General features: G+C 33.5%; 20 protein-coding genes. 11 read left to right on the top strand and 9 right to left on the bottom strand.

All coding sequences use genetic code 11. The annotated features are described in order from the left end of the window. Window positions 1-216 precede the first annotated feature (216 nt). The 7 genes from FYJ58_RS02410 to FYJ58_RS02380 all read left to right on the top strand — a co-directional run bounded on the left by FYJ58_RS02410 (window position 217) and on the right by FYJ58_RS02380 (window position 10,494). Window positions 217-1,533: a substrate-binding domain-containing protein gene (locus FYJ58_RS02410; protein ID WP_154516722.1), complete on the top strand. Its 1,317-nt coding sequence runs from the start codon at window positions 217-219 to the stop codon at window positions 1,531-1,533. Between the two features lie 99 nt (window positions 1,534-1,632). After that, a complete protein-coding gene (locus tag FYJ58_RS02405) occupies window positions 1,633-3,141 on the top strand; it encodes a sugar ABC transporter ATP-binding protein (RefSeq protein WP_154516720.1) in 1,509 nt (502 codons plus the stop codon). An 18-nt stretch (window positions 3,142-3,159) separates the two neighbouring features. Beyond that, complete coding sequence (locus tag FYJ58_RS02400) at window positions 3,160-4,815, top strand: ABC transporter permease subunit (RefSeq protein WP_154516717.1); 1,656 nt, start codon at window positions 3,160-3,162, stop codon at window positions 4,813-4,815. A 153-nt stretch (window positions 4,816-4,968) separates the two neighbouring features. Then, window positions 4,969-6,579 carry a response regulator gene (locus FYJ58_RS02395; protein WP_154516714.1) on the top strand — a complete coding sequence of 537 codons (1,611 nt, stop codon included), beginning with the start codon at window positions 4,969-4,971 and terminating at the stop codon, window positions 6,577-6,579. Beyond that, window positions 6,569-8,404 (top strand): sensor histidine kinase, encoded by a 1,836-nt coding sequence (locus FYJ58_RS02390; RefSeq protein ID WP_328597777.1) that lies wholly within the window; start codon window positions 6,569-6,571, stop codon window positions 8,402-8,404. The genes FYJ58_RS02395 and FYJ58_RS02390 overlap by 11 nt, the downstream gene beginning before the upstream one ends. Before the next feature lie 21 nt (window positions 8,405-8,425). Further along, a complete protein-coding gene (locus FYJ58_RS02385; RefSeq protein WP_154516711.1) occupies window positions 8,426-9,400 on the top strand; it encodes a sugar ABC transporter substrate-binding protein in 975 nt (324 codons plus the stop codon). Between the two features lie 41 nt (window positions 9,401-9,441). Next, complete coding sequence (locus tag FYJ58_RS02380) at window positions 9,442-10,494, top strand: galactose ABC transporter substrate-binding protein (RefSeq protein WP_154516708.1); 1,053 nt, start codon at window positions 9,442-9,444, stop codon at window positions 10,492-10,494. A 10-nt stretch (window positions 10,495-10,504) separates the two neighbouring features. On the opposite strand, the gene FYJ58_RS02375 is transcribed toward FYJ58_RS02380, so the two are convergent. From FYJ58_RS02375 to FYJ58_RS02335, 9 genes are all read right to left on the bottom strand, one after another. Then, a complete protein-coding gene (locus FYJ58_RS02375) occupies window positions 10,505-11,890 on the bottom strand; it encodes a sensor histidine kinase (RefSeq protein ID WP_154516705.1) in 1,386 nt (461 codons plus the stop codon). Continuing rightward, window positions 11,878-12,540 (bottom strand): response regulator transcription factor, encoded by a 663-nt coding sequence (locus tag FYJ58_RS02370; protein ID WP_154516703.1) that lies wholly within the window; start codon window positions 12,538-12,540, stop codon window positions 11,878-11,880. Before FYJ58_RS02370 ends, FYJ58_RS02375 begins: the two co-directional genes overlap by 13 nt. 80 nt (window positions 12,541-12,620) lie before the next feature. Then, a complete protein-coding gene (locus FYJ58_RS02365) occupies window positions 12,621-13,451 on the bottom strand; it encodes a NisI/SpaI family lantibiotic immunity lipoprotein (protein WP_154516700.1) in 831 nt (276 codons plus the stop codon). Next, window positions 13,444-14,175: a lantibiotic immunity ABC transporter MutG family permease subunit gene (locus FYJ58_RS02360; protein WP_154516697.1), complete on the bottom strand. Its 732-nt coding sequence runs from the start codon at window positions 14,173-14,175 to the stop codon at window positions 13,444-13,446. Before FYJ58_RS02360 ends, FYJ58_RS02365 begins: the two co-directional genes overlap by 8 nt. Further along, window positions 14,175-14,903, bottom strand: coding sequence for a lantibiotic immunity ABC transporter MutE/EpiE family permease subunit (locus FYJ58_RS02355; protein ID WP_154516694.1), 729 nt, complete (start codon window positions 14,901-14,903; stop codon window positions 14,175-14,177). Before FYJ58_RS02355 ends, FYJ58_RS02360 begins: the two co-directional genes overlap by 1 nt. Before the next feature lie 2 nt (window positions 14,904-14,905). Next, window positions 14,906-15,607, bottom strand: coding sequence for a lantibiotic protection ABC transporter ATP-binding protein (locus tag FYJ58_RS02350; RefSeq protein WP_154516691.1), 702 nt, complete (start codon window positions 15,605-15,607; stop codon window positions 14,906-14,908). A 151-nt stretch (window positions 15,608-15,758) separates the two neighbouring features. Beyond that, entirely contained in the window at window positions 15,759-16,760 is a 1,002-nt protein-coding gene (locus FYJ58_RS02345; protein ID WP_154516688.1) for an Ig-like domain-containing protein, read from the bottom strand. Between the two features lie 187 nt (window positions 16,761-16,947). Beyond that, entirely contained in the window at window positions 16,948-17,121 is a 174-nt protein-coding gene (locus FYJ58_RS02340) for a gallidermin/nisin family lantibiotic (protein WP_154516686.1), read from the bottom strand. A gap of 64 nt (window positions 17,122-17,185) precedes the next feature. Continuing rightward, a complete protein-coding gene (locus FYJ58_RS02335) occupies window positions 17,186-17,359 on the bottom strand; it encodes a gallidermin/nisin family lantibiotic (RefSeq protein WP_154516683.1) in 174 nt (57 codons plus the stop codon). 178 nt (window positions 17,360-17,537) lie between these two features. On the opposite strand from FYJ58_RS02335, the gene FYJ58_RS02330 reads away from it, so the two are divergent. The 4 genes from FYJ58_RS02330 (at window position 17,538) to FYJ58_RS02315 (ending at window position 24,451) form a co-directional block, all read left to right on the top strand. Beyond that, the gene (locus tag FYJ58_RS02330; RefSeq protein WP_154516680.1) at window positions 17,538-18,206 is read left to right on the top strand and encodes a response regulator transcription factor; all 669 of its coding nucleotides are present in this window, start codon (window positions 17,538-17,540) and stop codon (window positions 18,204-18,206) included. Then, on the top strand, window positions 18,191-19,507 hold the full coding sequence (locus tag FYJ58_RS02325; protein WP_154516677.1) for a sensor histidine kinase: 1,317 nt from the start codon (window positions 18,191-18,193) through the stop codon (window positions 19,505-19,507). Before FYJ58_RS02330 ends, FYJ58_RS02325 begins: the two co-directional genes overlap by 16 nt. Window positions 19,508-19,575: 68 nt before the next feature. Then, entirely contained in the window at window positions 19,576-22,656 is a 3,081-nt protein-coding gene (locus FYJ58_RS02320; RefSeq protein WP_154516674.1) for a lantibiotic dehydratase, read from the top strand. Then, a complete protein-coding gene (locus tag FYJ58_RS02315) occupies window positions 22,640-24,451 on the top strand; it encodes an ABC transporter ATP-binding protein (protein ID WP_235912531.1) in 1,812 nt (603 codons plus the stop codon). Before FYJ58_RS02320 ends, FYJ58_RS02315 begins: the two co-directional genes overlap by 17 nt.

Below are 24,451 nucleotides of genomic sequence, written 5' to 3'. Positions count from 1 at the left end.
TAATTTAATGGTTTGAAAATCGACATGCTGATTTAAGATTACTCAAAAGATAAAGAGAAAAACAAAATATATTATTAAAATTAACTAATAAAATCTTAAAAATTTTAATCAAAATAAAAAAATATTCCATGTTTTCTTCTTGTAATATCGTATATACTGTCAATATGAACAAAGAAAGTAACTAAGTAGTGTTAAACTAAAGGAGGAAAAGCGGATATGAGAAAAAAAATTGTTTTAGTAGCAATGACAGCAATGCTTGCATTTTCAATGATCGGATGTGGTTCTAGTGGTAGTTCTTCTTCGTCAGGGGATGGGAATGCACCAAAAGCGGAAGGTGAGGCAGAAACTGGAAAGGATACGGAAAGCAAAGAGGTTGCAAATAAGGATAAGCCTTTAGTATGGTTCAACCGTCAGCCATCGAACAGCTCTACAGGGGAACTTGATAAGGCAGCTTTAACTTTCAATGATGCTACTTATTATGTAGGATTTGATGCAAATCAAGGTGCTGAGCTTCAAGGTACAATGGTAAAAGACTATATTGAGAAAAATATTGATAAAATTGACCGCAATGGGGATGGCATAATTGGTTACGTTTTAGCAATTGGTGATATCGGACATAATGACTCCATTGCCCGTACAAGAGGTGTTCGTAAGGCTCTTGGTACAGGTGTAGAGAAGGACGGAGATATCAATAGTGATCCAATTGGAACGAATACAGATGGAGCATCAAAAACAGTACAGGATGGCTCAATTGAGGTTGGCGGAAAGAAATATGTAGTAAGAGAACTTGCTTCTCAGGAAATGAAAAACTCCGCAGGTGCTACATGGGATGCTGCTACTGCTGGTAATGCAATCGGTACATGGTCTTCATCTTTTGGTAATCAGATTGATATCGTTGCTTCCAACAACGATGGAATGGGAATGTCTATGTTCAATGCATGGTCAAAAGATAACAAGGTTCCTACATTCGGATACGATGCAAATAGTGATGCAGTTGCTGCAATTGCAGAAGGCTATGGCGGAACAATCAGCCAACATGCAGATGTTCAGGCTTATCTGACACTTCGTGTTCTTCGTAACGCTCTTGATGATGTTGATATTGATACAGGTATTGGTACAGCAGACGAAGCAGGTAATGTTTTAAGTGATGATGTATATGTATACAGAGAAGATGAACGTTCTTATTATGCACTGAATGTTGCAGTAACAGCTGATAATTATAAAGATTTTACAGATTCTACAAAGGTTTATGAACCTGTATCAAAACAGTTAGATGAAAGTTCACATGCTACAAAGAAGGTATGGTTAGATATTTACAACGCTGCTGATAACTTCTTGAGCTCCACATATCAGCCACTTCTTCAGAACTACGACGATCTTCTTAACCTTGATGTTGAGTACATCGGTGGTGATGGACAGACAGAATCCAATATTACAAATCGTCTTGGAAATCCAAGTCAGTATGACGCATTTGCAATTAATATGGTTAAGACAGATAATGCAACTTCCTACACATCTATACTTAGTCAATAATATCAATTGAAATAGAGATGGCAGATTATTAGGGAGAAGAAATTCTCCCTAATAGTTTATTTAACACAGAATTAATATTCACATACAGGGGTGAAAACAATGGCAGATAAGAAAGATGATATTGTCTTATCAATACGCGGTATGAGCAAATCCTTTGGTCGAAACAGAGTTCTTGATCACATCAATCTAGATGTAAAGCGTGGAACTGTTATGGGACTTATGGGGGAAAATGGAGCTGGTAAGTCAACAATGATGAAGTGTCTTTTTGGTACCTATCAAAAAGATGAGGGCAATATTTTCCTTGAAGGAAAAGAAGTAAGCTTTCTTGGACCAAAAGATGCTTTGGAAAACGGTATTGCAATGGTCCACCAAGAGCTGAATCAATGTTTGGAACGAAATGTAATTGATAATCTGTTTCTTGGACGTTATCCCGTCAATGCCATGGGCGTAGTAGATGAAGGCAGAATGAAAAAGGAAGCTTCTGAGCTTTTTAGAAAGTTAGGTATGACTGTCGACCTTACACAGCCAATGAGAAAAATGTCTGTATCACAAAGACAAATGTGTGAAATTGCGAAAGCAATTTCATATAATTCAAAGGTAATTGTTCTCGACGAGCCAACGTCTTCTTTGACTGTTCAGGAGGTTGATAAACTCTTTGAAATGATGAGAATGTTAAAAAAACAAGGAATAGCTATAATTTATATTTCTCATAAAATGGATGAAATTTTTGAGATATGTGATGAGGTATCTGTACTGCGTGACGGTAACCTTGTTATGACAAAAAGTTCGAAAGATACAGACATGAATGAACTGATTGCAGCTATGGTTGGCCGTTCTCTTGAAAAACGTTTTCCACCAGTTGATAATGAGCCAAAGGATGTGATTTTGTCAATTCAGCATCTGTCTACAAAGTTTGAACCTCATTTACAGGATATTACATTTGATGTAAGAGAAGGAGAAATTTTTGGACTATATGGCTTGGTTGGTGCAGGACGTACGGAGCTTTTGGAAACTATTTTTGGTGTTCGTACGAGAGCAGCAGGACGTGTTTATTTTAATGGTCAGCTCATGAATTTTAGTAGCGTGAAGGAAGCTATGGAGCATGGGTTTGCTATGATTACAGAAGAAAGAAAAGCAAATGGACTTTTCTTGAAGGGCGACCTGACATTTAATACAACAATTGCTAATCTGAAACAGTATAAATCGGGACCTGCACTTTCTGATACCAAGATGGTAAAAGCAACTGCGAATGAAATTAAAGTCATGTATACAAAGTGTATGGGACCGGATGATTTAATTTCAAGTCTTTCTGGCGGTAACCAACAAAAAGTTATTTTTGGAAAATGGTTAGAACGTGCTCCACAGGTATTTATGATGGATGAGCCTACAAGAGGAATTGATGTTGGTGCGAAATACGAAATATATGAGTTGATTATTAAAATGGCGAAACAGGGAAAGACAATTATTGTTGTTTCTTCTGAAATGCCGGAGATTCTAGGAATTACGAATCGCATTGGTGTTATGTCGAATGGACATCTTTCTGGAATTGTTAATACGAAAGAAACAAATCAGGAGGAGCTTTTAAGACTTAGTGCAAAATATCTATAATAAGGGAGATTGATGGATATGGCTAATGGAAACAGTAAGATTCTTACGGCTGAACAGGAGATAAAGATTCGTCAGCCGATTGAGGATTATATCGGTAACATTCAGAAAAAGATTGACAGTCTAAGAGTGGATGGTACAGACAAGGTTGTCGCTCTACAAAATCATATTGATGGAGTGAAGAAAAATCGTACGATTACAAAAGAAGAAAAGGAAAAGAGAATAGAGAAAGAACGTGCAGAGCTTGAAAAAGCGAAAGAGGTAGAAGCAAAAAATAAGGATGAAATTAAAAAATTAATTTCAGATGCGGAAGCTTATCTAAAAGCACATTTTGATAAAGAATATTACCAGAAGGTGAAAGAAAGTTGTGCTGCGGAAAAAGTAGTTGCAAAAGAAAATTATCGCAAAAGAGTGGAAGAGTTAGAAAAAGAGCATCAGCAGATTATTTCCAAGCTTTCTGACCATCAGGAAGTAAAGGATGAAAAGTATGTTTATAAAAATCGTCTTTTTGATGCTAAAATGGAGTTGGAAAAAGAACTTCAACAGATAAAAGACAGAAGACATGCTGCGTATACTTATAAATATCATCTCATTGATATGCTTCGTATGTCAAAATTCACCTTTTTGGAGACAAGAGCACAGAAGCTGGAAAATTACAAGTATACATTTAATCGTAGAGCATTTTTCTTGCAAAATGGTTTGTATATTGCGATTATTATGATATTTATTATGCTATGCATCATTACACCAATATTAAAGGGTTCGCCTCTGCTTACTTATAATAATGTTTTAAATATTCTTCAGCAGGCTTCACCACGAATGTTCTTTGCACTTGGTGTTGCGGGATTGATTCTTCTTACAGGTACGGACCTTTCGATTGGACGTATGGTCGGCATGGGTATGACAACGGCAACGATTATTATGCATCAGGGAGTTAATACAGGTGGTGTTTTCGGGCATATATTTGATTTTACAGCTATGCCACTTGGTCTAAGAGTAATTTTGGCATTAGTAATGTGTGTACTTTTTTGCACCTTCTTTACAGCAATTGCAGGCTTCTTCACTGCCAAATTTAAAATGCATCCGTTTATTTCCACAATGGCTAATATGTTAGTAATCTTTGGTCTTGTTACATATGCGACAAAAGGTGTGTCATTTGGTGCAATTGAACCTGCAATACCAAATATGGTAATTCCAAAAGTAAATGGGTTCCCTACAATTATTCTTTGGGCTTTAGCAGCGATTATAATTGTATGGTTCATTTGGAATAAAACAACATTTGGTAAAAATTTGTATGCAGTAGGAGGTAATCCGGAAGCAGCAACCGTTTCAGGTATTTCTGTCTTTACAGTTACAGTAGGAGCATTTGTTCTGGCAGGTATTCTTTATGGATTTGGTTCATGGCTGGAATGTGCAAGAATGGTTGGATCTGGCTCTGCAGCCTATGGACAGGGCTGGGAGATGGACGCAATTGCAGCCTGTGTAGTAGGAGGTGTATCTTTTACTGGTGGTATTGGAAAGATTTCAGGTGTTGTAGTTGGTGTATGTATCTTTACTGCACTTACGTATTCCCTTACAATTCTTGGTATTGATACAAATCTTCAGTTTGTATTTTCAGGTATTATCATTTTAGTAGCAGTAACACTTGACTGCCTAAAGTATGTTCAGAAAAAATAAGGATGGATTACTATCAAAAGGGTCAGAAGAAATTCTGGCTCTTTTTCGTTTGCCCAGTCTAACTATATTTACATTCATTTGTGAATTTGGTATAATATGGAGGTATCAAAGTTGTAAAAATGAATCAAATTTCACATATATGGAGACAAGGACATGGATACATATACAGTACTTTTGGTGGACGATGAGGAAGATGTAATACGGGTTATCATGAGAAAAATTGATTGGGAAGGAATCGGGTTTACGGTGATTGGATATGCTAACAATGGTGCAAAGGCCCTTGAGATGGTGGAGGAATTTCAGCCGGATGTTGTTATGACAGATATCAAAATGCCGTATATGGATGGTATGGAGCTGTCGAATCATATTAAGACAGAATTTCCTGCCACTAAGATTCTTTTTTTTACAGGATTTGATGAATTTGAATATGCGAAAGAGGCTGTTCATTTGGAAGCAGAAGAGTATATTCTAAAACCAGTTAATGCGTTAGAGCTTACTAATGTGTTCACGCAGATGAAAATAAAACTAGATCAGGAAATAAGTGAGAAACGAAGCAAAGAGATATTGCAAAAATATTATATGGAATCTCTGCCACTTTTGCAGGCTAATTTTTATTCTACACTAATCGAAGGAAAAATTATGGAAGATGAAATGGCAAAGTATCTCTCGGATTATCAAATTTCTTTTTTGGGACCATTTTTCTGCTGTCTTGTTATCCACACATCATCCAGCCAGATACCGCAAAATATGAATCCTTTGCTTTTATCCACCTCTGTTCAGAAACAGGCGAAGGAATATTTGGGAGAAAAATGGAAGGCGAAATGTTTTTCTTATCTTGAAAACACCGTTATGATTGTACAACTTAAAAGTGAAAATAGATTGTCAAAATTGACCGACGAGTGTGATCGTTTTTGTAAATATGTGCACCGCATTATCGGAGCTGTTGTTACTGTAGGAATCGGGCGGGTCTGCCAAAATATTATTGAATTAGCACAATCTTACAACAGTGCAAGGGAGGCGGTTTCCTATCGTGTCATTTATGGATCTTCCAGGGCAATTAATATGAAAGAAATTGCTCCACGGGAGATGCGTGAATCTAGTTCTGTGAATGAAATAAAATTATCGAATCTATTTAAAACCATTCGTTTAAATTCTGATGAAGATATCATTGAAGCAGCTAATCGGTATTTCGATTACATATCTTTTCCAACGAAATCTTTGCAGCAGTATCAGATTGATGTTATGGAATTAATAAGTTCATTATATAGGTTTACTATAAATAATGATATTGACAATGAAGAATTTTCTGGAAATATTAAGAATTTATATGCTCGTCTCCTTGACTTGGACTCGGACGCACTGCGAAAATGGCTCATTGATATTAGTCTTTCTTTTAGTGAACGATTGATTAGTGTTCGAAGTAGTTCAGCAAAATCTTTTGTATTTAAGGCAGAGGACTATGTTCATAATCACTATTTTGATGAAGAGCTTTCTCTTAGTAGTGTTTGTGAGGCTTTGAATGTATCAAACTCCTATTTTTCTACTATTTTTAAAAAAGAGACAGGTAATTCGTTTATTGGTTACCTAACAGACTATCGAATGGAGAGAGCGGCCCGTTTGCTGATTGAAACAAATGAAAAAAGTTACATTATTGCGAAGAATGTCGGTTACGCGGATCCAAATTACTTTAGTTATGTATTTAAAAGACGATTTGGAGTATCACCTTCAAAATATAGAACGGAGCATACAGAAAGTGAAAAATAAATATTTCAGACGTTTGAAGAGATTAAAGCCAAGAGGGATACAATCTACGATTATGCTTGCATTTTCCGTGATATCTTTTTCTATCATGCTGATTCTTGGAACTGTGATGTACATTAGATTTTCTGCCCTGTCACGGCAGGAAATAATACAAAGTACACAAAAACTAATGGAGCAGACTGGAGATAACTTAGAGGATTATTTGCTCAGTATGCGTCGGATATCCGATGCGGTCTATTATAATGTGGTCAAAGAGAATGACTTTTCTAGTCAAAACAAGGATATTCAAAAAGGAATGAACCTTTTATATGAAGCCAATAGAGATAATTTGCGGAGTATTGCCATATACAATAGTTATGGAAGCTTAATAGCGGCAGAACCGGTCGCATTACAGAAAGAAGATCCCGATGTAACTAGGCAGGAATGGTATAAAGGTGCCATGAATAAAATGGAAAATATGTATTTTTCCACACCCCATATTCAAAATTTATTTTATGATGGGACGTATCGTTATTATTGGGTGATTTCGCTAAGCCGTGTTGTTGAGATTACGGATAATAGAGAATCAAAGACAGGTGTTTTGCTTGTAGATATGGACTATTCCGGTATTTCACGAATGCTAAATCAAATCAATACCTTAAATAACGGACAGTATTACTATCTTTGTGATAGCAACGGAAAAATTATTTATCATCTTAGGCAGATGCAGATTAGTGATGGAATTTTTAGTGAAAATAGTGAAGTAGCTGCAAAATATAAGGATGGTGTTTATGATGAAACTTTTGATGGAGAACGACGAAAGGTAATTGTTAATACGATTAGCTATACTGGCTGGAAGTTAGTTGGGGTGATTCCTTACTCGACATTTACAGATGGAATGATTAATATGCGATATTTTATTGCTATGATCATGCTCCTGATGGCTATGATGCTTGTATTTATTAATCGTGTTGTTTCGGTTCGAATTTCCAGACCTATTTTAAAATTGAATGATTCTGTCATGGAATATGAAGCAGGAGAAAAACCGGAAATTTACATTGGAGGTTTTCTAGAGATTAGGCATCTTGGATATTCTATACAACGTTCCTACGAGCAAATAGATACTCTTATGAAAAAAATTGTTTTAGAGCAAAATGAGCGTAGAAAAAGTGAACTGGACGCATTACAAAGTCAAATTAATCCTCACTTTTTATACAATGCATTGGATTCTATTACATGGATGGTTGAGGGAGAGAGAAACGATGATGCCGTATTTATGATTTCGCAATTAGCGAAGCTTTTTCGAATCAGTCTATCTAAGGGACGTACGGTTATCACTATAAAAGACGAGCTGCAGCATGCAGAAAGCTATATGAATATACAAAAAGTTCGATATAAAAATGCCTTCTCCATAATATTTGATGTGGAGTCGTCTATATATTCGTACTGTACAGTAAAATTAATTTTACAGCCTATACTGGAAAATGCTATTAATTATGGAGTGAGTAGCATGGATGATTGCGGAGAAATCAAGGTAATCGGAAGAGAAGAGGATGGAATCGTTACTCTTTCAGTAGAAGACAATGGAATCGGAATGTCTGAGGAAGAAGTTAGTTTCCTTTTAACAGATAGTAATAGAGTTCCGAAACATGGATCGGGTATCGGACTTGTGAATGTAAACAACCGCATTCAGATTCTTTTTGGCAAAGAATATGGTATTAGTGTGAAAAGTGAGCCGGATGAGGGAACGACGGTTTCGATTCGTATTCCTGCCGTGCCATATACAGAAGATAATCGAAAAAGCCTTGAAAAAGGATATATTTTTTGGCAGGAAAGAAAGGAACGATAAGAAAATACAGAGGAAGTAAGGATGAAGAACGGTAAAAAATCATTTATTTTAATAGAAGTAATTCTGGCGGCACTGGTTATTGTCTTGTCTTTTGTTATGGTTCGGGGAAGAAGTGGAAAAGATTTTGATAAGATTTCTGTAATTATTGAAAATTCTGACGATAATCAATGGTCTGCACTCAAGTATGGAATCAAAATGGCCGCAAAGGATCAGGGAGTGGAAGTGTTTTTTTCTAGTACTGCAGGTGATTTTACGGCAGGAAAACTAAAAAATACAATAGAAAACGAACTTAATAATGGAGCTGATGCAATCATAGTACAGCCTGTTTCTGCCCCTGGTATAGAGAAGCTCCTAAAGAAAATGGAAAAGAAGATTCCGATTATGCTTGTAGAAAATAATGTAGAGGAAAATAAAGATAGTTGTGTTTTTTCTGTGACACAGGCAGATAATTATGCCATGGGAATTGCTTTGGCAGAAGAACTGCTAAAAGATTACAGTGGAAATATAGAAGGAAAGACGCTTGGAATTATTTCAAAATCGGAGCATTCTGAGGCGGCTCGTAATCGGGAGCTGGGATTCAAAGACGGCATAAAAAGGACAGGTGCCAGAGTTGGTTGGTCTGTTTCAGACTTTTCAGGGAAAGAGAAAGAAAATTTTTTGGCAAATCAATCCAAGGTGAATATTGTGATTGCTTTGGACGATGACAGTTTAACAACCGCTGGAGAATATGCTGCTTCGAATAATTTTCATGGAGCATTCGTGTATGGAATTGGTAATTCTACGGAAGCAATCCATTATTTGGATATAGGAATTTTGGAATGTTTGTTAGTGCCAGATGAATTTAGCGTAGGATATCAGAGTCTTACAGAGATTTCTAAAAGATTGAAATGCTACTTTTATAAGATGCAGAGCAAAATGGTTTCTTACGATATTATTCGCAGAGAGGAGCTGTTTTCAAAAGAAAATCAGGAAATTCTTTTCACAATGAGTCAGTAGAATTGATTTTAAAAAATAGGAAGAAGATTAGAGGTATATAAATGAAAATAAAAAAAATCTTGGCAGCAGGAATTATTTTTTGTCTGAGTATGCAGCTTCTGTGTGCATGTGGAGCGAAACGGGCGAATACTCCAGATAAAATTCATATTGGAGTAGCATACTATAATCAAAGTGATACATTTCTAAATGAACTGCTTACCTGCTTTAAAGAGCAATTTAATGGGGGTGAAAGTGATAATCCTGAGGTAACGGTAACAGTTAAAGATGCGTCCGGTTCCCAGAGAACTCAGAATGATCAGGTGAAAGAATTGATTCATGCAAATTACGATGTTCTTTGTGTGAATTTGGTAGATAGGGCAGATACATCTGAAATTATTGACCTTGCAAGAGAAAATGATGTGCCAATTATTTTCTTTAATAGGGAGCCAGTAGCAGAAGATATGATGCAGTGGGATAAACTTTATTATGTCGGTGCAGATGCGAAGCAATCAGGTATGATGCAGGGAGAATTAGCTTTTGATGCGATACAGAAGAATAGTAAAATAGACCGCAATCAAGATGGGAAGATTCAATATGTAGTATTGGAAGGAGAACTAGGTCATCAAGACGCAATTATTCGAACGGAAACTGCAATTGATACTTTAAAAAAGAAGGGGATTAAGCTCGAAAAATTGTGTTATGGGATTGCAAATTGGAATCGTGCGCAGGCACAGAATCGAATGATGCAAATGATTGGTCAATACCAAAATAAAATTGAACTTGTTTTAGCTAACAATGATGATATGGCGCTTGGGGCAATTGATGCTTATGAAAAGTTAAACTTTACTGAGTCTGCCTACCCTGTCTTTTTTGGAATTGATGGGACTGATGTGGGATTAAAAGCAGTCGTATATTCCAAACTGTCTGGAACGGTCTATAACGATAAAGAAGGACAGGCAGAAGCAATGGCAAAGTTAGCTTTGGCAATTGTTACTGGAAAGGGAATGGAAGACATAAAATTAAAAAAGAATAAATATGTTTATCTTCCTTATTCTAAAGTCACAAGTGAAAATGTCGGTGATTTTTTAAGAAAAGAAAAATTCTTAAAAAAATAGTCATTCATTTTTATACCTTAAGAAAAATTTCTACTTTTCCCCCTCCTAAAGTTTCTGAATTTTTTAGTTTAATCTGACCATTATGTTGTTTCACAATGCAATCAGTAATATAAAGCCCCATTCCAAAATGAGTTTTGGAATTGCGGCTTGTATCTCCCATGAAAAATTGTTCTATACCATGTGCTAATGCTTCTTTGGAAAATCCCGGTCCGTTATCACTGATGCTTATTTTTAAGAAATGTTCTTCTGCACTTTGTAATGTCTGAGTTTCAATTAAAATAGTTCCATTTTCCGGAGTAAAATCAACGGCATTTGAAATTACATTCAGAATGGCACGTTGAAAAAGGAAGAAATCAATTTTTAATATGGATTGCTCCGCTTGTTGAATCAATTTAAGATTTATCTGCTTTGGAGCAGTCAGGGCAGAAATCTGAGGCTTTAGCTGATTTATAAAATCAGTGATAACAAAATCTTCAAGCTGTAATTGATATCCGGAAGCAGCCTTAGAAATGTCAATTAAAATTTTAATATATGTTTCGATTTGTATCGAACTGTTTAATATATAATTACTATATATGGTTTGTTCTTCAGTAAGAGGTGTCTCTTTCAGCAGCTCTGTATTACCCTGTATCACAGTTAAAGGTGTCTTAATATCATGTGCTAAAGAAGCAATTTGTTCCCTTTGTATTTGGTTTGCTTTCCACTCTTTTAAAAGAGATTCTTTTAAACTTACTTTCATTTTATTAAAGGATACTAAAATTTCTTCAAATTCTTTTATTTTAGAAGTTCCAATTGTAAAGTCTAAATTTTGCTGTTTGATTTGTTCAATTGCATCAAGTATTGGAGTTAACTGTTTTCTCAGTTTTTTTGAAAAACTTGTTACTAGCAGAATACATACAGATAAAACATTAAAGAGTAAAAGAATGATACAACATGTTTCAGGAGGTGGTACATGTTTTTCCATCCATGAGTTTGTATAGAGTGATTCAATATGATATTCTAAGATACAAAATTCGTTTTTACGGGTAACAAGAAGAAAGGCAGTTTTATTTTCTGACTGGTATTGTCTGCCTTTTGCAAAGAGAAGCGCATTTTTTTGGCTTTCTTTCGTCATATTCGAATCTATAATTTTAAAATTTTTGTCGGTTAGAAGATAAGTTGTATTCATAGGAAGTTCAACGGTTGTAATATCAGGTACATTAGAAAGGATAGGAGCAATCGCTTTTGCCTGGGTTTCGCTATAATTTGCCAAAGTAACGACACCCATGTTCGTAAGAAGAGATAACAGCATATAGGGAATCGTTATTGCAAAGAAAATTCCTATGATAACGGAAGTTAAAAAATATAAAAAAGAATTTCTTAAAGAAGTTGTTTTATTACGGTTTATGCTGTCCATCTATAACCACACCCCCATACTGTTGTAATTGGTTGAAACGATAAGTCGGAAAATTTCATTCGTATATTTTTTATGTGAGTGGCTATTGTAGAATTGTCACTTTCACTGTCAAATCCAAACACTGCTTCACAGATTTGTTCCTTTGAAAGTACCTGCCCATGGTGATGGGCAAGGTATTCACAGATTGCATATTCGCTTTTCGTTAATGCAACCGGGGTATCATCAACAAAAAGGATTTTGGCAGATAAATCAAATTTAATATGATCAAAACAAAGGACATTATGATGCTCTCTGTGCTCACGGCGTAAATGGGCCTGAATACGGGCACGCAGTTCACCGATACGAAACGGCTTGGTCAGATAATCATCTGCACCAATAGAAAGTCCATACATAATATCTTCTTCCAGTGTTTTAGCAGTTAAAAAAAGTATAGGACAGTCTACCATTGTTCGTATTTTTTTACAAAAAGTAAAACCATCAGTACCTGGCATCATAATATCCAATAAAAGCAAATCATATTGACCTAGTGAATTTAAAGAAATTTTTTCTGCTGAATCATAGATTGTGACCAGATGTCCATCTTTTTGAAGGGCATTTTTTATTAACATTAAAATAGAAGCATCATCATCTAATACTAAAATTTTTCCCAAAATAAGGTTCCTCCCTAATATATTCTTACTATTATTATAGCGTATTATTATAGAGAATTCCACCTTTTGAAAAATAACAATCAGCCGGATATAAGATTAGCACGATGGTATTTTCCATTGATGTTAACGGCTACCGCTTTGAAAATACTGGTTTCTTTGATTTTATATACACCGGTATATGTCCAGCTAATGCGTTTTTGTTTCGATGCTTCAGAAGGGGTAATCTCTATTTTTTTTAATTCTTCTTGGGTAAGAGGTTTTTTAGTTGAATCAAGAAACGTGTAATGTTCATTTAATACAGCAAGGTAGTCACCAACTTCGCTATGGTTCATTACAGTATCACTGATTTTATAAGTTTTTTCTCCACAAATTAATTCGGTACAATTATTTTGATTAATATGGTAATTACCGGCTTCATCTGCTGCATTGGCGAGTGACGAAATAGAAAGAACTTTATCAGAAGATGTTATTTGTTTGGTTGGAACAGCAAGGTAGTAGGTATCATTGATGTCTAAAATCAGTTCTTTTGGGGAATTCTCTTTGGTTTTATAAATATTGTAATATGTGATTACATAAGAACCGGTTTGATCAGAGTTTTCAGAAGCTTCTACAAGATTTGATAAATCATAACCATCAATATCATATTGATTTAAAAAACTTCCATCTTTATTTACCAGCACATATTTTTGAATAATTCCCACCCAGGAGCCAAGTTCTGATTGCTCTTTTGTTTGATTTAATATAGTATAAGAGCTATTTTGATAGTTGAACTCGGATAAATCTTTTTCATTTAAAACGGCTTTTTCTTTTTGAGATTTTTGTTCCTCCAGTTTCTTTTCTATAGAGGAACAGCCACTTAGACATGTAAGACAAAGAAAAAGTAATGCAGATGTATAAAAAATCTTATTCATAACTTTTTTTCCCCTCCCATTGTTGAAACCATGTTGTTGTAATGAAAATTGTGATTACAGTGATAATAATAAGTGCGATAAGACCAGAATAAAATTCACTTTGTTTTCCCTGTAAAACAAATTCCGACAGTTTTACTGACCATGAAAATGGTATGAATTTCCATATTCCAGGAAGAGAAACATTACTAAACAATATGGTCAATAAAGCTTCTACGATACTTATAAAAATAGAAATACCAATACTGAATTTAAAACTGATAAACAAATGAACGGTATAGAAAAAAAGTCCACTAATAATCAGAGCTAAAAAAGATTTTAACAATATAAAGTATGGAAAGGATTCTATAGGAGTTATAATAGTTATACCTCCGGTAAATAATACAAAAAGTAAAAGAACAGAAAAAGTTCCTGAAAGGAAAAGCAGTAAAAGCTTGCTAAGGTAAATACCTCGGCGGTGTTCAAAAGATAAAAGTCTGTAAAAATAAGAAGCTTTTTCTTCCATATTTGTGACAACAGCAGTAACTATGCCAATCAGGATTGGAAACACAGTTGCAGTTAATTCCAATATCATCTTGCACTTATTATAAAGTGGTGTACTTTCATATAAAGAAAAATATAAGACAAATAGAATTGCACCAAATAAAGGAATTAAAAGGTGTATCCAAAGGTAAGAGCTGTGTTTGGTTTTTGTGTATTCACTTTTTAGAGAATGAAGAAGTATCATTATTTTACCTCCTGTCTTTCAAACCATTTTGCACTGAGTAAACTAAACAACAAAAAGAGAATGAATGAAAGAATCAGTGTAATTGGTATCGCTGAAAATGAAAATTTGTCGGAGTTTGTAAAAACACCGTTCAGACCGATGCCCATGAATGGTTCCGATAGTTTGCCACCATAACAGTGTGGAAACAGCCACCATATTGATGTATTACCAACAATAGTCGGAATAAAAATTCCTAAAACCGAATTTAGCAGGACTGGGAAAAAGACGTGAGTCTTTTTGGATAAAAACAGACAAAGAGGAATCTGCCAAAGTGCGGTGAACGTGATAAGCAAAGAGCCGATAACGGTTTTAAATGGAGAAAATACAACGGTAGCCGGTGAAATTATTGATATAGAGCTAACCAGTAATGCAAGGACAACGCCGGCAATTATTGTACATTCGGAAAGAGTTATAATCTTTCCATACCAAAAATGCTTTAAATTAATTGGTTGCGAGTAGACAGAATAATATTTTGTTGCACGTTCTTCCTTCTGATTGGACATAGCACAAAAAAGAGCAATTGTGCCTGGTAATAAAAATGCGTACCACCAATAAAATGTCATTGGCTGATAATAGCTGATTCCTCCGATCAGTAATGCTAAAATTGCAGTTGTGAAAGGAGCAATCAATATTAATTTACGCATAAATGTATGTTTTAATTTTAAATGTTCGGATTTTATATAATTCATAGTTATGCCCCCATTCTGTGTTCTCTGATTACAGACATGAACAGATGTTCCAAATCATCACCTTTTTGTATCTTACCTTCATATCCAAGTACTCCATTGGAAATAATACCAATATGGTCTGCGATGAGAGAAACTTCTGATAAAATATGACTGGATAAGATGACAGTAATTCCTTTTTGAGGAAAAGAACGAATTAAATCTCTTAATTCTTCAATTCCAATGGGATCTAAGCCATTTGTTGGTTCATCTAAAATAAGTAATTTTGGATGGTTAAGAAGGGCTAAGGCAATGCCAAGTCTTTGCTTCATTCCCATTGAAAAATTCCCGGACTTTTTGCTCCCGGTATTTTTTAAATTTACAATCTCTAAAACTTCACGAATCCGTTCATCGGATAATCCCAATAATTCTGTGCGGACTTTAAGATTTTCGTAAGCTGACAGATTTTCGTAAAGAGCAGGAGCTTCAATCAATGCACCAATATTGTTTAAATCATTACGGCTAAATTTATGACCATCAAAGAAAATTTCTCCAGAGGTTGGATGTAAAATACCGGTTACCATTTTAAGTAAAGTAGACTTACCAGCACCATTTGGACCGAGTAAGCCATAAACAGAATGTTCATTTACATGGATAGACACTTGATTTACTGCAGTTTGTGATTTAAATTGTTTTGTTAAAAGCTTTGTTTCTAATATTGTATTCATAATATTAAATCCTTTCTATCTGTTGTATTTATATGATAACCTTTAATTTTAAAGATTTTATAAAGATTTTTGAATTTTCTAAAAAAGAAAAATCCGGAAAAGTAAATTTTTACCTTTCCGGATTTTTAAAATATGTTCTATAAAAATTTAATTATTTTGTGACGGTAACTGAAAAGTTCTTGCTTACTCCATTTGTAGTTACAGTAATGGCAGCTTTACCGGCGTTTACACCAGTTACAATACCCTTAGAGGATACTTTAGCAACCTTTTCATTGGATGATTTATATGTGATTTTTTCTGCCGGGGTAGCTTTGGCATTAATAGAAACTGTCTTACCAGTTTTAATTGTTGCCGAAGTTTTTGTCAGCTTTAGTAATGTATTGGAATAAGTAACAGGTTGTACGACTTTCTCTTTACTAGAACCATTCATGTAATAAAAGTAAAGCATATTTTTGTCAGAACAATTTATGGAGAATATTTTTTTCTGCCCTGAAGTTACCACAACATTATCTATATAAAGAGTAGCTTTTACCTTTGTGTTTACACCACATAACCGAACAGTTGCATTTAAATGTCTTGGAGTTTTTGTATCGATTTTCTTTGACTTGCCATCTCCCGTTTCCATTTCACTTTTCAGTGCTACATTTTTTACAGTTGCGATAACATAATCACCATCTTTTTTTAATGTTACAAGTTTTGCTGTATCTTTTGCAGAAACCATTTTTTCCGTTTCGTTGTTCCATGCATAAATGCCATATTTACCTTTTTCATTGACAACAGAGATTGAATATTTTCCCTCGATACTTCCAAGCCAATTCCAATCTTTAGTGGAATCCATTACATTAAGGGATGTATTGAGGTCAATAGCAGAACCGTTTTTTTGCAATACAGTTTTTGGAATGTATACCTGATAGTTTATAGAAAGTGTATTTGTTAGTTTATAAGTTTTGTCGCCTGGTGTAATTACACAGTCGCTTTGTGAATGTGCCCAGAGCTTGGAATCATTTTCCCAATTCTTTCCGTTATAAGAAACCTTTACCGGAATTACTTTTTTGGTTGCTGCCTGAGCCGGAATTGCAGTACTTACCATCATGGCAGCTGCCATGCTCAATGCAAGTATTCCTGAAATTGCTTTTTTCAATACATTTTTCATAAAGAATCCTCCTCCTTTTAGTACAGTTTTGCTGTCACATTGTTATCCATATTTTCCCACAAGGGTGTTAAATAAGTTTATTATAATCTAAAAAATTAAAAATTACAATAATTTTCTTTAATAAAAAAGAGATTAGCCACATTTGGACTAATCTCTATGTAAAGACACTACACCGAAAGGTGTATATTTATTTACCAGTAATACTGCATCCACAAGTAGCTGTCTGGATTGCACAAGTTTGTAAAATTCCTGTTACACAACCAGGTGTGCAAAGAGATTTACTAGTAATACGTGGTTTTGGAGCTGTTCCTTTATTTTTTAATTTTGTCATATCTAAATCGAAATCATCAAATTTTGCCATAATAAATCCTCCCATTATTATTAGATTTGTTTGTTAAATAAGCACAGAAAATACATTAAAATAATTATTTACCAGTAATACTGCAACCACAGGTAGCTGTCTGAATAGCACAAGTTTGTAAAATTCCTGTTACACAACCAGGTGTGCAAAGAGATTTACTGGTGATTCTTGGTTTTGGAGCCGCCTTAGTTTTGCTAGATGTGATGACATCCAAATCGAAATCATTAAAATTCTTCATGTGAATTCCCCTCCTTTCATTTGATAATTTAGTTATACAGGTAAAAAATCAAAAAAAAATCAAAAATCCGAAAATATTTCATTTAACTCAGTAATTTATACATTATCCTTAAAATTTGATGTTTCTATTTTATAATTGGACAAGTAGGTTGGAGTGTTTGAGCTGGAGGGAGTAGAGTATGAGTAAAATACTGATTGTAGACGATGATAAAAATATTTTAGAACTGATGAAGGAAGTGCTAAGTAAGGAGGGGTACATCGTAGAAACAAAGAGATGCATTGTAAACATTGAACCATTAGAATTTTCTAAGTTTGATCTTATTATTTTAGACATTATGCTTCCATTTCATGATGGCTATGAAATTATAGAACAATTAGAAGGAGTTGTTGAATGTCCTATTATTTTTGTTTCAGCTAAAACAGGTGAAGAAGATAAAGTGAAAGGATTAATGTCAGGAGCAGATGATTACATTACGAAACCATTTGGAATAAAAGAATTATTAGCCAGAGTTAATGTTTGCTTGAGAAAAAAGGAAAAGTCGCTAGAAAAAAGAAGGCTTGTTATTGATTCACTCATTTTTGACTTTGAATCAAATGAAATTTATATGGAAAAAGAACGGATACCGCTTACTAAAACAGAATATAAGATTTGTAAAATTTTAGTACAGAATAAAGGAAAAGTATTTTCAAAGGAAGATTTATATGAAGCATTGTATGATTGGGACTCTGATACCCAATTTAGGACGATTACAGAGTATGTTTATTCAATTCGTAAAAAATTCAAAGAATTTCAATTGGAACCAATTAAAACAATGTGGGGGATTGGATACCGATGGAATATAAATTAACGTCTATGAAAAAACAGATGATAAGGTATTTATATGAGTTAATTATCGGTTTCATTGTTATTAGTGTAGTATGGTTAATTGCAACTTATATTTTGGTCGTATCAGGTATTGTAATTCCTGCTAATTATAATGAACATATTTTAGAACAAAATATAAGTAAAATAAAAAATGCAAAAAAAGTTTCTGCCAAAATGCTTCCGGAAGGAGCAAGTTTTGGTGTTATTTCTTCTGATGGAATGTTTTATGGAACGATGACAGAAGAAGAGGCACGATATTCAAAAAGTCTTTTAGAAGAGAAGAAGCACCGGATAAAAGGTAATTGTGTCTACTGTATGATAGAACGTGATGATGAGATTTGTATTGTTAAATATAATATGAAAGCAAAATTTTGCACAAGATACGATAAATATCTTCCAAGTTATGATGTGATTAGTATTTTTTTGATGGCTATTAGTTACATTATTTATATCTATATTATAACTTCCAGACTCATAAAAAAGTGGTCAGAAGAATTTAAAAAGTTAAATTATATCATAAATGAAATTGAAAGCCAGAATTTAGATTTTAAATCGCAAAATAGTGCGATAGAAGAGTTTAATAAAATATTTAATGCATTGCTTCAGATGAGAGATGTTTTAAGTAATGCATTACTAAAGCAATGGAAGATGGAGAATGAGAAGAATGAACAGATTGCGGCGCTGGCTCATGATATTAAAATTCCTCTCACAATTATAGAAGGAAATGCAGAACTTTTGGAGGCTGAATGTGAAAGTAATAACCATTATATTCAAAGAATTATGGAAGGAGGAAAAGAAATAGAGTCTTATATTGATATGCTTATCCGATTTACAAGAACAGAAGTATTTATTATGGATTCTTGCTGTTTTTTACAATGTAATGAGTATAGTAATGAACTTTTAAAAGAAGCAATTCTTTATGGAAAAAATAAAGGAGCAAAGATTGTATGTCAGGCAGATAAAATAAAAGGGAAGTTAAAACTAAATGTGCCATTTATACAAAGAGCATTTATTAATATTATTGACAATGCGATTGAACATGGGAGGGAAGGCACAGAAATAAAAGTGGTAATCAAAAGGAAAGAAAATAAGTATGTTGTAGTGATTTCTAATGAAGAAATGGTTTGCAAATATAGAAAAGAAAGGGGAGAAGGCAAGAAGCATTATGGAATTGGCTTTCGCTATGCAAAGAAAATGATAAAAATGCATGGTGGAAGCATTCAGTGTATACAAAATGGAACTACATGGGAATCAGTAGAGGTTTGCTTACCTATTTTTGATTAATTTCTGATTTTTAATTGATATGTTAGTTCTTATGCAGTTAATAAAATATTTGATAGAGGGAGAGCTAAATGAAAAAGTTGTTTAATCATGTAAATAATTATATGGTTCGAATGCCAAAGGAACCATTTGAGGGAAATATTGAATATACAGAAGAAAGTATGAAACGTGCTTGTACAAATCCGGTTTTTCGAGAGCAGATTCTGGTGGCAAGCAAATCACTTTATGATATGATGAATGTTTATTTAAAAGATTCTTCTAAGCTTTCAGAGAAAAAGAAAAAGAATTTTTATAATTCTATGATAAAGTATATGGTTCGAAGTAAAACGAGAACGACACCATTTGGTTTATTTTCAGCAGTTACAATTGGTAAGTTTAGTGAAGAAAATCAACTTAAATTAGTGAAAGAAGCGTTTAAAAAGAAAGTACTGATTGATTTGGAGTGGTTATTTTTACTTATTTCGAAAATAGAAGAAAATCAACCAGAAGCTTTATTATTTCGCAGGAATGAGGCATGCTGTATAAAAGGAAATCGTGCCGTTTTATTATATAGTACACAAAAAGATGTGGAGGAAATCAGTGTCCGGGCTACGAAGGTGTTTCATATAGTTTATGAACTTTGTGGAGATTTTGTCAGATACCAGGATATTATTTGGGAAGTAAAACAAGCATATCCTGATGTGGAAGAAGAAAAGATAAAGAATTACATAGCTGAATTGATAAAAAAACAAATATTGATATCCAATCTCAGACCACCTTTTACAGTGAAAAATCAGTTTGATGATTTTATGGAGCGTCTGAAACAGACAAATGGATTAGAAGAATTAGAAGAAAAATTACAACAACTAAAGCTGTTATGTGAAGAATATGAAACATGTAAAATTGGTGAAGGTGAGGAAAAGTACCTGGAAGTAATTGCTTTTATGAAAGAAATTATATCTGCATCGTCTTATTTGCAGATTGATATGGAGATAAAGGAGTCGCCTTTTAAGTTGCATCATAAATTAGCAAATGAAATAAATGAATTAGCCAGTATGCTTATCTATATTAGTAATCCGGTGAAAGACTCATTTACTTACATGGACGAATATAGAAATAAGTTTATGGAAAAGTATGGTGTAAATAGGGAAGTTCCTGTTATAGAACTTTTGGACTCTGGTATTGGATTAGGGGCACCGGAAACTTATACAAAACCTGCAAATGATTTTTATGAAACATTTCAGACAAAAAAGAATTACAGGGAAGAGTGGAAACATTATTTTTTAGATAAATATGTAGAAGCGTTAGAAAATAATTGTCCAATTGAAATAACAGAGGAAGAAATAGAGAAATATTGCGACTATCATGTAGATACCAGTGAAGTACCAGTTTCTCTTGAATTGTATTTTATAGTGAAGCAATATCAAGATGAAATGAAGCTTTATCTGGCACCTAGCGTTGGAGCGACGACTGCAGGAAAAACGTTTGGAAGATTTTGTGATTTATCCAATGATTTTATAGGAGTATTAGAAACAATTTATGAGAAAGAAAAAGAACTTAGAGAGGATACGGTTGAACTTTGTGAATTAAATTTTTTACCAGATTCAATTCGCTCAGGAAATGTGGTAAGAGAGGTTACGTTTAGAGAAAAAGAACTTTCTTTGTATACAAATTCGAATAAGCCAAAAGAGTATAATATTTGTCTTCAAGACATTGTAATTGGAATATACAATGAAAAATTTTATGCTAAAAACAAAAAAAATGGAAAATTTTTAATTTTCGAGACAAACAATATGTATAATCCAATGTTATATCCTAATGTGTTGCGTTTTTTACAAGAAATTTCGCAGGAAGGAAAAAGGAAATGGGAAAACTTCCCATGGAATTATATTTATGCAGAAAATCGATATATTCCGGAAATCCGATTTGGAAATATTGTATTGTCTACTGCAAGATGGAAGCTTCATCGAAACGAGATTGAAATGAATGATAAAACATCTTATGAAGAATTTAAAAAGAATTTTAAGCAATTTATAATAAAAAAACAAATCCCCGAACATGTCTATCTGTCTGAATCAGATAACAGACTCTATTTAAATTTAGCAAAAGAATATAGTTTTTACTTAATATATGAAGAATTAAAGAAAAAAAATACAGAAGATATATTGCTAGAAGAGGTAGAAAAAGGATTTAACCCTCTTGTTGATGAAAAAGGAAATTCTTATGTTTCTGAAATTGTAGTTCCATTTGTGAAACGCGAAAAAGAAAAGGTTTATCAGTCGTATTTAGAAGAGGCGGAGATGATAACAGATGAAGAGAGAATTAAGCAGCCATTTGATGAATGGTTGTTTTTAAAGCTTTATACAAAACAAGACAGAGAAGAGGAATTAATTGCTTTTGAATTATACGATTTTTACGAGCAGATAAGAGAAGATTATAACATCAATTGTTTCTTTATGCGGTATGCAGATCCAAAACCTCATGTCAGAGTACGATTCTATGGAGCGACAGAAGAACTGATTCGTTTTTACATAAAAGTATTAGAGTGGACAAAAGAATTAAAAAGAAAAAATATTATTTCAGATTTGGTAATTGCTTCTTATGAAAGAGAAATAGAGAGATATGGAGGACGAAAGTTGATTACTAATGCCGAACATCTCTTTTTTGCTGACAGTCAGATTGTAAGCTGTCTGTTGCGTTACAAACGGCTTGGAATACTGAATTATGATATGGAGCGCGTTGGGATTTTTTCTATTTTTCTGTATTTACAACAGTTTTTTGATACATTTGAAGAACAGCTAAAATTTTTAGAAGACAATTTTCATTCCTCGGACTATTTAGATGAATTTAGAAAAGAAAAAGAAGAGCTGTTACAATTTTATGATTTGGAAAATGATTGGGAGGGGTTAAAAAAATCAGAAGAAGGGAAGCAATTATATGAATTATGCTCATTAAGAGAAGGAGTGGTAAATGCTTATCAGGTAAATATAAAAGAACAAGTTAAAAGTAAACTAAAAATCGGAGAAATTGTAGCAAGTGTACTTCATTTGCATTGTAATCGCCTATTTGGAACAGACAGGGAGAAGGAAAGAAAAGTAATGGTAATGGCAGAACATATTATATATGCCAAACGTTATCAGATGAAAAAGAGGGAGCATGATGGAAAAAAATAAGAAAGTAAAAATAAAAGATATCATATTATCTTTAAGACAAATTCCGAAAACTATGAAGTTGATATGGAAAATTGATAAAAAATTAATAACAGAAATTCTGATACTTAGTATTATAACGGGTATCTTTCCATTACTTTCTTTACTGTTATCACAGGAATTAATTAATTCGATAGCAGGATTAGAAAAGGGAATGAGATATGTTATCTGGATTTTTATTCTTTATATGACAATAGGAATGATAGGGGAGTTAATTTCACAGGTGTATGAATATATGGAAGGAAAATTTCAATTTATTCTTCAGTTTCGTTTGCATTACATGGTCATGGAAAAATGCAGCAGCTTGTCTTTAAAGGAATTTGAAACTCCGGAAGTTTATGACAAAATTGAGAAAATTACAGGTGAAATTGCATATAAGCCATATCAGATTTTTTCAGCATTACTTGGAACTGTAAGTTCAGTTGTGACAATGGTATCCTCTGCCGTTTTTTTATTTGTGTGGAATCCATATCTGTCGGGGTTGCTTTTACTTGTTCCAATTTTATCACTTTTTTATTTTTTAAAAATTGGGCAGCAGGAATTTGAAATGATGTGGAATCGTGCAAAGGAAGAAAGAAAAACATGGTATTTAAGTTATCTTTTAACACATGATTTTTCATTTAAGGAAATCAGCCTTTTTCATTTAAAACCTTATCTGTTAGAAAAATACTGGAAACTCAGTAAGCATTTTATCAAACAGAATCAAAATATTTTAAGATTAAAAACAATATTTCATGTAATCTATGAATGTGTTATGCAGGCAATTAATTTTGTTATTATCGGAACGGCTATTATGCAGGCATACATAGGAAAAATACTGGTTGGAAATGTAGTTAGTTACATTAGAAGTGTGGGGCTTGTACAGAGTCATTCACAAGCTGTTATGTCTAATATTTATGCTATTTATAATAGCACTCTGTATATGGATATGTTATTTCAGTTTTTGGAGGAGGAAGAAAAGAAAAAGAAGGCAGTTAAAACAAAATCAATACCAGATGATATCACAGAAATTGAAATCAAGAATCTTTCATTTTCTTATTCTGGAAAAGAAAATGTATTAAAAGATATTAATCTTACAATTAAAAAAGGGGAAAAGATTGCTTTAGTTGGTCCTAATGGTTCAGGAAAGAGTACCCTGTTAAAAGTGTTGGCAGGATTATATGAGATATCTTCAGGGAATATTTATCTGGATGGCGTTTCAATTAAAAACATTGATTTGGAAGAATATCAGGGAAAACTGTCTGTTTTATTCCAGGATTTTGTTAAGTATGAAATGACGTTAAGAGAAAATATCGGATTTGGTTATTTGAAAGAAATTGAAAATGATTCGAGAATAAAACAGATTCTAGAACACACAAAACTGGAGTTTTTAAAACAGGGAAATGACTATGATTTAGATATTCAATTAGGAAATTGGTTTGAGAATGGAAGACAATTATCTCAGGGACAATGGCAGAAGATAGCATTGTGCAGGGCTTATTTTCGAGAAGCTTCGGTTTATATATTAGATGAGCCGAATGCGGCACTAGATACGGTTGCTGAGAAGGAAGTATTTGAAAAGTTTTTTGAACTGTCTAATGAAAAGATAGGTGTATTTATTTCTCACCGGCTTAATGCAGCTAAAATGGCAGACAAAATTATTGTACTTGACAAGGGAAAAATTGTAGGCGTAGGAACTCATCAAGAGTTATTGAAAAATTGTCCGGTATATGAAGTGTTATATGAATCAGAAAATTATGAATGTCTAAGGGGGGAATAA

Origin of the sequence: Velocimicrobium porci (assembly GCF_009696045.1) — a bacterium.
GTDB classification, from domain to species: Bacteria; Bacillota; Clostridia; order Lachnospirales; family Lachnospiraceae; genus Velocimicrobium; species Velocimicrobium porci.
Note: the sequence above shows the minus strand (reverse complement) of the source record. Positions and strands in the feature narration are given on the sequence as shown.

Excerpts from the sequence above, each read along its gene's own strand:
- FYJ58_RS02385 (WP_154516711.1), top strand. The coding sequence starts at position 8,426 with ATGAAGAACGGTAAAAAATCATTTATTTTAATAGAAGTAATTCTGGCG.
- FYJ58_RS02380 (WP_154516708.1), top strand. The coding sequence starts at position 9,442 with ATGAAAATAAAAAAAATCTTGGCAGCAGGAATTATTTTTTGTCTGAGT.
- FYJ58_RS02320 (WP_154516674.1), top strand. The coding sequence starts at position 19,576 with ATGAAAAAGTTGTTTAATCATGTAAATAATTATATGGTTCGAATGCCA.
- FYJ58_RS02350 (WP_154516691.1), bottom strand. The coding sequence starts at position 15,607 with ATGAATACAATATTAGAAACAAAGCTTTTAACAAAACAATTTAAATCA.
- FYJ58_RS02345 (WP_154516688.1), bottom strand. The coding sequence starts at position 16,760 with ATGAAAAATGTATTGAAAAAAGCAATTTCAGGAATACTTGCATTGAGC.
- FYJ58_RS02395 (WP_154516714.1), top strand. The coding sequence starts at position 4,969 with ATGGATACATATACAGTACTTTTGGTGGACGATGAGGAAGATGTAATA.
- FYJ58_RS02335 (WP_154516683.1), bottom strand. The coding sequence starts at position 17,359 with ATGAAGAATTTTAATGATTTCGATTTGGATGTCATCACATCTAGCAAA.
- FYJ58_RS02375 (WP_154516705.1), bottom strand. The coding sequence starts at position 11,890 with ATGGACAGCATAAACCGTAATAAAACAACTTCTTTAAGAAATTCTTTT.
- FYJ58_RS02360 (WP_154516697.1), bottom strand. The coding sequence starts at position 14,175 with ATGATACTTCTTCATTCTCTAAAAAGTGAATACACAAAAACCAAACAC.
- FYJ58_RS02365 (WP_154516700.1), bottom strand. The coding sequence starts at position 13,451 with ATGAATAAGATTTTTTATACATCTGCATTACTTTTTCTTTGTCTTACA.
- FYJ58_RS02410 (WP_154516722.1), top strand. The coding sequence starts at position 217 with ATGAGAAAAAAAATTGTTTTAGTAGCAATGACAGCAATGCTTGCATTT.
- FYJ58_RS02340 (WP_154516686.1), bottom strand. The coding sequence starts at position 17,121 with ATGGCAAAATTTGATGATTTCGATTTAGATATGACAAAATTAAAAAAT.
- FYJ58_RS02330 (WP_154516680.1), top strand. The coding sequence starts at position 17,538 with ATGAGTAAAATACTGATTGTAGACGATGATAAAAATATTTTAGAACTG.
- FYJ58_RS02315 (WP_235912531.1), top strand. The coding sequence starts at position 22,640 with ATGATGGAAAAAAATAAGAAAGTAAAAATAAAAGATATCATATTATCT.
- FYJ58_RS02325 (WP_154516677.1), top strand. The coding sequence starts at position 18,191 with ATGGAATATAAATTAACGTCTATGAAAAAACAGATGATAAGGTATTTA.
- FYJ58_RS02405 (WP_154516720.1), top strand. The coding sequence starts at position 1,633 with ATGGCAGATAAGAAAGATGATATTGTCTTATCAATACGCGGTATGAGC.
- FYJ58_RS02355 (WP_154516694.1), bottom strand. The coding sequence starts at position 14,903 with ATGAATTATATAAAATCCGAACATTTAAAATTAAAACATACATTTATG.
- FYJ58_RS02400 (WP_154516717.1), top strand. The coding sequence starts at position 3,160 with ATGGCTAATGGAAACAGTAAGATTCTTACGGCTGAACAGGAGATAAAG.